Origin of the sequence: Chitinivorax tropicus (assembly GCF_014202905.1) — a bacterium.
Taxonomy (GTDB): domain Bacteria; phylum Pseudomonadota; class Gammaproteobacteria; order Burkholderiales; family SCOH01; genus Chitinivorax; species Chitinivorax tropicus.
In genome coordinates, this window is sequence record NZ_JACHHY010000074.1 from 1 (window position 1) to 1904 (window position 1904).

The 1904-nt window shown below is 42.1% G+C and carries 3 protein-coding genes; 1 reads left to right on the forward strand and 2 read right to left on the reverse strand.

Annotated features, from left to right (window positions below; translation table 11 throughout):
• Window positions 1-26: 26 nt before the first annotated feature.
• Window positions 27-212 carry a hypothetical protein gene (locus HNQ59_RS19300; RefSeq protein ID WP_184042017.1) on the forward strand — a complete coding sequence of 62 codons (186 nt, stop codon included), beginning with the start codon at window positions 27-29 and terminating at the stop codon, window positions 210-212.
• Here the strand turns inward: HNQ59_RS19300 and HNQ59_RS19305 are convergent.
• Window positions 188-994, reverse strand: coding sequence for a hypothetical protein (locus HNQ59_RS19305; protein WP_184042018.1), 807 nt, complete (start codon window positions 992-994; stop codon window positions 188-190). The two genes, HNQ59_RS19300 and HNQ59_RS19305, sit on opposite strands and share 25 nt — an antisense overlap.
• Window positions 987-1904: glycoside hydrolase family 19 protein (locus tag HNQ59_RS19310; protein WP_425491413.1), on the reverse strand; the 918-nt coding region annotated here is incomplete at its 5' end. The genes HNQ59_RS19305 and HNQ59_RS19310, both read right to left, overlap by 8 nt.

The following is a 1904-nucleotide window of genomic DNA, read 5'->3' on the forward strand; positions in this document are numbered from 1 at the left end:
ACGCCGGCTTCGATCAGTAGCCGGTCGTGTTGCTTGGCGTCCAGTTGTTGGGCCCGGTCGCGGCTGCGGTTGAGGAAGGCGGGCAGGTCGTCGCCGGCGAAGCATTCCAGGTGCAGCAGGGGGCGGGGCTGGGTGTTGGGCAGGGGGTGGATGTGTTGATGGTGCTGGTAGGTGCCCAGACTAAAATCTATTTAACCCGCTCGAAAACATAAGGTGGTATCTTACCAGCCCGCCCAACGTCCATCATTCCAGAAATGTAATCATCATACTGAATTTTTGCGAATTTCTTATAGCCACCATCCCAAAGAGCATCAGCGTAATTCAATTTTGCAACAACCCTACCAGGGAATTTATCAACAATCTTCGATAAAATAATTGCAGCCGGCACATTATTACCAAATTTTTGCAGATAAAATCCAATATTGTTTAATTTTTCAACATTAATATATTTATATTGCCCAGCCATTTCCGCAGCATCAAATTCTGAAAACTCAGATGCAGCAACCTCTCCAGTTTCCTTTCTTTCCAATCTTAAAATAAACTCATTAGCCCATCTCACATAGAAATCTTTTCCAACTATATTTCCATCAGAATAATTATCGATTCCTTTTTTATATGGTATGCATTTTGAAAATCTATAAACCTCATATGATGGAAGTGGGTTTTCCACAGGATCTCCTAACTCCCCAGTAATATGTCTTGAGATACACAATGAATTATCATTATATTTAAGCAAAAGCAAATCAGCTTGCCCACCTCTAGAACGACAACTTCCATCCACCACTATTTCAGCTGAACCTCTCAACTCATAAGCACCCATCATACTGCATTCAAGTGGTGGAGGGAAATCAGCCATCAAGGACCCTTTATTTGAATTAACAACCACTCTAAGTGACCCATCTCTCAACAAATGATGCTTTTCAAGAACCCTTGAATGACATGATCCAAAAAAAGTAAAATTTAAAATTATTAAAAAAGAAAATTTTCTAATCATCGCTCTTCCTATTTTTCAATTCAACAATTCTATCTAAGGCATGCTGCTTGGGGTCCTCGAATCGGTACCAGCCTTTTTTTGACTTTTCCTTACCTAACAGCTCAATAAATCTCTGGTACCCTTGCAAAGAATCGATCGCATTACGTTCCTTACCAGGAAATTTCTTAGAGCCAGAAGTAAACATTGGATCATTCCAGACGCCCCATGCTAACGAAGCTTTTTTATCATGAAAAGCTCTGCTATTTTTAAAAAGATAACTCCCTTTCATATTATTCTTCGCACAATCCATGGCACGCAAAGCATCAAGCGCCCTATTCAAATACTTCAATCGATCATCATAGTGATTAAAACCACCATTTACACGATAAGTAATCCATATAAAGTCGTCACATATTGCCGCCTCCTGAAGTTTTCTTGAAAAAACCCAATACCACATAGCAGAAAGAACACTGTGCGGAACCATTTCCAGCTTTCTCATCGCAGACAAACTAGATGTAACATCTACCCCGCTATAATTTTGATAGGCCACATAATTATCCTCCAGAGAAAGCTGTATTAATCCGCGCCCACGCCAAGGGTCATATGAGAAGCTTTCGCCCAGCTCTAACACAAACTGAAACCCACCGCTCTCATGGAGCATTTGCGCAAGGAAATGTGCCTTATCAAGGCAATTTATAACTTTATATTCAACAAACGAATTATTAACATGTGGCAAATAATGCAATATAACTGACTTAGAAACCAAAGGAGCAATTTGCTGTAACTGGGCCTCACTAATCTCCTGAGCACACTCACAATCGCCCCCCCCACCGATGAAATTCCCCACCAATCCCCCCGGATGCAGATGGAATGCCTTCGGCCCCGTCGGGAAGCCTGCGATGCTGCTCACTTCGTCCCAGAACGCCAGTCG